Genomic DNA, 7,123 nt, shown 5'->3' on the forward strand with positions numbered 1-7,123 from the left:
CCAGAGACGTCCGGGCCACCGCACAGGATCTTGCGGTGGCGGTGGAGAGGCTGGTCGCGGAGTCCGGTTCGGAGAAGGTGCACGTGATCGGGCACAGCCTGGGTGGCCTGATCGCGCGCTACTACATTCAGCGGATGGCCGGCCACGCGCACGTGCACACCCTCGTCACACTGGGTACGCCGCACCAGGGCACCGCGCTCGCCCGGGCCGGCTCGGCGTTGCCACTGGTCCGTCAGCTCCGTCCGGACTCCGACCTGATCGCCGAGCTCAACGAGCCCGCGCCGGACTGCGACACGAGGTTCATCGCCTTCCACTCCGATCTGGATCAGCTGATCCTGCCCGGCCGGAACGCCCGGATCCTGCACCCCGACCTGCGGGTCCGCAACGTGGCCGTTCGCGGTATCGGGCACATGTCGCTGACCAACGACGGCGGCATCGCGTTCCAGATCGCGGCCGCCCTCGCCCATCTAGACGATCGGGTCGAGTTCGATTCCCACGAGGCCACCGTCGCTAGCTCGCTGATCGCCTAGCGAGTCCGTCAGACATGCATGCGCACCCGGCACCTCGCCGGTATCCTAAGGATGCGCCCGCGGTTTCCTAGCGGGCGCATGGTCCTCGGGGGTGGACCGACGGTTGAGGTTTGGTTATCAGTCCGTTATCTTCGTCACAGCCCACAGGAGCATAGGCAAGGCGCCAATCGCGGATCGACTGCGACTCCCGGTGGTGGGCGACTCCACCACCGGCGACGCTCGATACACGAGAGCCGCTCGACAGACGAGAGCACAGTCACCGCTGTGGTGGCCAAGGACGAGGGGAGCAGCCAGGTGGCAGCGCAGCCGACCGGCGACCGAGCGCGGCGCACGCCGACGCCGAACCGCCCGGTTGGCGCGGACCTGCCGACGGCGGAGCGCCGCGGCTGGCTGTCGCACGGCATCGCCGCGCTTGCCATCTCCGCGCTCGGGCTCGCGGTCGCCGGCTCGGTGTCGTTGACCACCAGCGCCCAGCCGGTCGCGGCTCCGGCGCCGGCCGCACCGGCCGTCGAAATCGCCGTGGCCGACCCCATCGTCCAGTCGGGCTCGACCAGCCCGTCCAGTGCCACCGAACGCGGAGATGGTCAAGACGCCGGTCAGACCAGCGCTGCGATGGCCGGCACGCTGGCCGCATTCGGCCGACCGATGGCGGTCGTGGACTCCGCCCGCACCCCGCGGCTGCAGGCCGCGGTGGTGAAGGAGCGCGCCGCTCAACGGGCCGAGATCCTGGCGGAATCCGCCGAGGATGTCAGCCAGGCAGCCCGGGATGCCGGCGGCGTCGCGCGCAGCCAGGAGCTCGCCAGCACCGAGCGCGCGACTCGGGAAGCCGCCGTCAAGCTGGCCCAGGATCGGCTCGCCGCGGCCATCCGCAAGCGCGTGGCCGCCGAGGTCGAGCGCAAAGGCGCCGAGAACGCGGCGACCGCCGACAGCACCACCTCAACGACCCCCACGACACCCGGAGTGGACGCATCGGTCCCGGCCGGCGGTGGCAGCTCATCGCCGGTGCCGGGTGCGGTCATCGGGGCCCACTTCGGGCAGTACGGCCTGTGGTCGCGGTATCACACCGGCCTGGACTTCCGTGCCGGGTTCGGCACGCCGATCAAGGCTGTGGCCGACGGCGTCGTGGTCTATGCGGGCAACAGCGGCGACTGGTCCGGCAACCACGTGGCCGTAAGGCACGCCGGTGGGATGACCACCATGTCCTCGCACATGTCGTCGATGGCGGTCAGCGCCGGCCAGTCGGTCAAGGCCGGCCAGGTGATCGGCTACGTCGGAGCGACCGGACGGGCCTTCGGCGCACACCTGCACTTCGAGCTGTATCCGGCCGGCGTCAGGTACGGCGACGTCTACCGGGCCGTCAACCCCGTCCCCTGGCTGCGCAGTATCGGCGTCGGCGTCAACTGACCCCGGACATCGCACGCAGCACTCGGCAACGCGACCCTGTCGTGACCTTCCCGAGCCCTGTCGTGACCTTCTGAGGCTCTCCGTGACCTTCTGAGGCTCTCTGGTGACCGTCTACGTGGGTCAGATCCGGCAGACCCGCAATCAATCCGAGATCTTCCTCACACGGTGGCGCATAGCGCTGGTTGGTAGCGCTGGTCTACGTAGTTGGTAGCGTTGTTCGTCGGGGTTGGTAGCGGCCCCGGCTCGTGCCGGGGCCGCTGGTTGGTCACTCCCAGTAGGTGTTGTTGGTGCGGGTCTGGTCGTGGCGGAGCTTGCGCATGTCGATCGTGCCGAGGTTGATCGTGCGGGCTCGGTTCGCGAGCCGGTTCACGATCGAGTCGGCGGCCACTCGGTCTGGCAGTTCCGCGACCCAGTGTGCGGGTCCGGTCTGGGAGGCGATCACCGTGGGCAGTCGGTGGTCGCGGTTGGCCAGGATCGCGAACAGGTCGGCTGCGGCGTCGTTGTCGATGCCGACGGTGAGGAAGTCATCGATCACGAGCAGGTCCACGTTCGACAGTTGGTTGAGCAGCTGTTGGTGGGCGATCGCGTCGGCTCGGGCGAGGACGAGCCGACGGGCTAGGTCGTCCATGCGGACGTAGGCCACGGTGTGCTCGTTGTGACAGGCCGCGATCCCCAGCGCTGATGCGAGGTAGGTCTTCCCGCCGCCGGTGGGCGAGATGATCAGCAGGTTGACCGGGTCTGCTCGCCAGTCGTGGTCGGCGTAGCGTCTCATCCTGACCGGGTTGACCCCACGTCCTTCGCGGTAGTCGATCTCGGCGATCGTGGCCTCGGGGATCGGGAAGTCCGCGGATCGGATCAGCCTCTCGATCTTGTTGATCCGTCGCGCTTCCAACGCGTCGTCGACCGCGGTCAAGAACAGCTTCTCGGGGGTGAGGTCGTCGTTGGCCTCGTCGTTGACGAGTTCCTCGAACCGGGTGGCGACGTGGGTCACGCGCAGGGCCCGGAACTTGTCGTAGTCGACGCTGGTGAAGATCATCGACCCACTCCCTGCTCACCACCACGCTGGCCGTCGTGCTCGTTGAGCGGTCCGGGGGCGAGCTCGTAGTGGGACGCGTCGCGGACGTAGACGTCCGGCCCCAGCTCGACACCCCCGCCGGCTCCGGCGGCTGTGGTGCTGCTGCGTTTCCTCATCGACGCGGCCGGGGTGATCTTGCGGGGCTTCTTGGCATCAGAGTTGATCGCGGCCATCAATCGTTTCAACGTCGTGTAGGAGGCCTGGCTGCGGTTGTTGAGGAGTTCCTGGCAGGCGGCCTCGAGCCGTTCACGGTTGGCTTTGCCCAGCCCGGACAGGATGTTCTGACAGTCCAGATAGCCCTGCGCCTCGATGGCGTGGCGGTCCAGGATCTGCTCGATCACCGTGACCGTCGCCGGGCCGAATGAGCGTGCCCGGTCGGTGAACCAGCGCCGCGACCACAGCCCGTCGATGCCCTGGTGCTGGGGCGGTACGTGCCCGGCCAGGGTGGAGTACTGACCCTTCCTCCCGGTCAGTCGGCGGTGCTCACACACGAGGTCGTGCCCGTCGAAGACCGTCACCCTCGTCGAGGTGAGCCGCACCCGCAGCATCCGTCCAGCGAGCCGGTAGGGCACCGAGTAGCGCTGGTAGTCACACGAGACGTGGTAGTTCCGCCCGGCCTTGAGCTCCTTCCACTCCACCTCCTCGAACCGGGTTGCCGGCAACGCAGCGAGCAGCGGCTGCTCCTCGCCGGTGAACCTCTCCCACCGGGTGGTGCCGTCCGCGCGACGCAGGTCGTGGTTGACCTCGTAGACGCGCTCGTCGATGGCGTCGTTCAACTCGGCCAGCGTCGTCCACACCTCGCCCTCGAGGTAGCCGATGATCCGCTTGTTGACCACGTTGACGGCGTTCTCGGCCGCCGCCTTGTCCCGCGGCTTCCTCGCCCGGGCCGGCACCACAGCGGTCTGATAGTGATCGGCCAGCTGCCGGTAGCGGGCGTTCACGACCCGCTCAGCCTCGCCCTTGACCCGCTGGTGGGTCGAGGTCGTCGGATTGTCCGGGACCACGATCTGGGAGACGCCACCGAAGAAGCCGAACGCGCGGACATGGGCATCAAGCCAGGCCGGTGACTTCATGTCGAGATAGGCCCGGCAGAACAGGGCACCTGAGTAGGGCAGCACCGCGACGAACAGCACCGCCCGGGTGACCTCACCACTGCCGGTGTCAACCAGGTCGATGGTGTCACCGGCCCAGTCGACCAGCATCGCCCGGCCAGGTTCGTGGTGCAGCGTCGCCACCAGATCGTTCTTGCGGACGTAGTCGGCGAACAACGCGCAGAACTGCGCGTACCCATACCTCTTGCTCACCGAGGCCCCCGTCGACGTCCCGGCGTCGGCGTAGCGACGCCACGCCATCAACAACGTGAAGTGCCGCTGAGCCTTCATCGAGGCCAGCACCGCTGCCAGATCAGGCTGCTCGTAGGTGGCCGACACAATCCGCCGCCCGTCAGGGAACCACAGCCCCAGGTCTGCCTCGCTCACCACCGACACCGCGGTCACCGCCTGTTCGTCGATGACCTTCTTCACCCGCGACACCTCGCGATGTGAGCAGTCGACGATCTCGACGACCTCCCGGTAGCTGCGACCCTCCAGCAGCAAGGCCATGATCTTGCGATAGTCCGTCACGAACCCTCGTCCTCCAATGCAAAGACGGCGACACCCAGCGTGTCGCCGGCCCGCATCACAACAGGACCTGAGGCGCTTCCCCGGACCGCTACCAAGTCCCCAGAACAGCGCTACCAACTGCGTGGACTACCGCTACCATCCAGCCCTATTCGTCACACGGGCCGGGAGACGTTCATCACAAACCCCCACTCAGACCTGGAACCACCCTGTCAACTGGTATTTCTCGACTTGGGGCGACGTTATCAATCCGTTATTGTCGGTTGAGAGTTCACCGATCCGGCCCCCCACGCTGGATGACTTCACTGGCTGAATCCGCGTTCGGCATTTCAGGGATTCCGGCCCCATGAAGAGACCCGACCTTGTCGACCCAGGAGTTCAGCATGCCCCAAACCCAGTCGCAGCGCGCCCTTGCGCGGCGCGCGGTGCCCCAGGAACACCGATTGCCCGAGGCCGCACACCTGCGCACTCGGGTGGTCCACGCGGGCCTGGCAACCTTGGCTGTATCCGTGCTGGGTCTCGGCGTCGCGGCTTCGGGGCTGTCCACCAGCTCGGCGCAGGACCTGCAGGCGGCCGTCTCGTCACCCACCGTCGTCACCACCGTCACACCCGACGTCAAGCAGCCGTCCGCCTTCCAGCGCGACGCGAGCACCATCAGCCGGTCGAGCTTCCGCGCTGCGCTGACCACCCCGAGCGAGGCCGATGGACTGGCCCCAAGCACGCTCGCGCAGGCCGCCGAGGTGGCCGCCGAGCCGGGTGAGGTCGACCCGCAGGCAGCCAAGGCACGGACCGCGTTGCTCAAGGCGGAGAACGCCGCCGCCGACAAGCGCTCCGAGAAGCTTGAGAAGAAGCGGGCGGCTGCAAAGAAGAAGGCCGAAGCCGCCAAGCGGGCGCTCGGCAAGTCCACGATGCCGGTGAAGCACTACAGCATCGCCGCCCGGTTCGGCGACGTCGGAGCCTGGGCCCGCTACCACACCGGATTCGACTTCTCAGCGCCCGTCGGCACCACGATCTACGCTCCGACCGCAGGCGTCGTCGAGCACGCCGGGAGCGGGGGCGAGGCAGGCGGCTGGGCCGGCAACTACGTCGTGCTCAAGCACGCCGATGGCACGCAGACGCTGTACGCGCACATGTCATCGATCTCGGTTAAGGCCGGCGAGCGGGTGACCGGCAGCACCAAGCTCGGCCACGTCGGGATGACCGGGCGGTCCTTCGGCCCGCACCTGCACTTCGAGGTCTACCCCGCCGGGACCACCCCGGGGGACGTCTACAAGGCCACCAACCCGCAGCCCTGGCTGAACAAGCTGGGCCTCAAGCCCTGACCCGGAGCCCGGTGAGCGACGCTCACCGCCGGCTAGAGCCGGCTAGAGCTGCTCGATTGGCGCGTGCCGAACGGCAAGCCGCTTGATCCCGTGCGAGCCGAAGTCGACATCGGCTCGTGGGTCGTCGGGCGAGCCGGACGTGGCGATCACCGTCCCCAGTCCGAAGGTGGTGTGCAGCACCTTCTCCCCCGCCGTCAGTCGCGGGATCGCCTTGACCGCCCGCCGACCGGAGCCGAACGCCGGTGACTCGGCGTCGACACTCGGTCGTTGACGCCAGCTCGTCTGGCTGCGGCTGGTCGCCGATGTGTTGCGCCAGCTGCCGATCGCCGAGGCCAGCCGCCGCCAGTCGATCAGGTGCGGTGGGATCTCACCCAGGAACCGACTCGGCGGATTGTGCTGCGGCGAACCCCAGGCAGACCGGACCGCGGCGTTGGTCAGATAGAGCCGATGCCGTGCCCGAGTGATCCCCACGTACGCCAGCCGCCGTTCCTCCTGCAGCTCGCGCTCGTCCTTGGCCACCAGCGAGCGCTGGTGCGGGAACACCGCATCCTCCAGGCCGGTGAGGAAGACGGTGTCGAACTCCAGGCCCTTGGCGGTGTGCAGCGTCATCAGCGTGACGACCCCGGCCGACTCGCTCTGGTCGGGGATCTGGTCTGAGTCGGCCACCAGGGCGACCCGCTCCAGAAACGCGCCCAACGAGGGATCCGGCTCGGGTGCGCCGTCGGCCAGGCTGACCGCTCCGTTCCCGTCCACCCGGTCGTCCGGGTCCAGGTCGTCGGGGTCCGGGTCGTCCGGGTCCATGTCGTCCGGGGCGGTCGCAAGCTCACCCGTCCGGGGATCCACCCCCGTCAGCCGGGCCAGCTCGGCCAGCTCCTCGGCCGTGAGCCCGGCCAGGTCATCCTCGGTCAGCCGGAAGTCGCCCGGCGCCACCGGGGTCGCCTCGGCCACGAACTCCCGGGCCACCCCGATCAGCTCCCGCAGGTTCTCCAGCCGGGTCTCGTCCTGCGGGTCGTCGGAGTCGGACAGCGCGGCCAGGTAGCCGGAGTGCTCCAGCACACTGAGCAGGATCTGGTCCGCCGGTGCGCCGTCCTCGACCATCGCCTCGTGGGTGTCCAGGAACGCGGCGAACTCCCTCAGCTGCCGGGCCGACCTGCTGGCCAGCCCGCCGATCTC

At 68.5% G+C, this 7,123-nt stretch carries 6 protein-coding genes; 3 read left to right on the forward strand and 3 right to left on the reverse strand.

The window, feature by feature from the left end; translation table 11 throughout:
• On the forward strand, positions 1-530 hold a 530-nt coding region (locus VFN12_RS15135; protein WP_325119569.1), incomplete at its 5' end, for an alpha/beta hydrolase.
• A gap of 267 nt (positions 531-797) precedes the next feature.
• Entirely contained in the window at positions 798-1,934 is a 1,137-nt protein-coding gene (locus VFN12_RS15140) for a M23 family metallopeptidase (protein ID WP_325119570.1), read from the forward strand.
• Between the two features lie 265 nt (positions 1,935-2,199).
• Here the strand turns inward: VFN12_RS15140 and VFN12_RS15145 are convergent, their stop codons facing one another.
• Both VFN12_RS15145 and istA read right to left on the reverse strand, forming a co-directional pair.
• Complete coding sequence (locus tag VFN12_RS15145; protein ID WP_325119571.1) at positions 2,200-2,970, reverse strand: ATP-binding protein; 771 nt, start codon at positions 2,968-2,970, stop codon at positions 2,200-2,202.
• Entirely contained in the window at positions 2,967-4,631 is a 1,665-nt protein-coding gene (gene istA, locus VFN12_RS15150; RefSeq protein WP_325119572.1) for an IS21 family transposase, read from the reverse strand. The genes VFN12_RS15145 and istA overlap by 4 nt, the downstream gene beginning before the upstream one ends.
• Before the next feature lie 506 nt (positions 4,632-5,137).
• Between istA and VFN12_RS15155 the strand changes: the two genes are divergently transcribed.
• Positions 5,138-5,950, forward strand: a complete 813-nt coding sequence (locus VFN12_RS15155) for a M23 family metallopeptidase (protein ID WP_325119573.1) — start codon at positions 5,138-5,140, stop codon at positions 5,948-5,950.
• A 42-nt stretch (positions 5,951-5,992) separates the two neighbouring features.
• Here the strand turns inward: VFN12_RS15155 and VFN12_RS15160 are convergent.
• On the reverse strand, positions 5,993-7,123 hold a 1,131-nt coding region (locus VFN12_RS15160), incomplete at its 5' end, for a 3'-5' exonuclease (RefSeq protein WP_325119574.1).

This window comes from Nocardioides sp., from assembly GCF_035703625.1.
In the GTDB taxonomy this organism is placed as follows: Bacteria; Actinomycetota; Actinomycetes; order Propionibacteriales; family Nocardioidaceae; genus Nocardioides.

Excerpts from the sequence above, each read along its gene's own strand:
- VFN12_RS15145 (WP_325119571.1), bottom strand. The coding sequence starts at position 2,970 with ATGATCTTCACCAGCGTCGACTACGACAAGTTCCGGGCCCTGCGCGTG.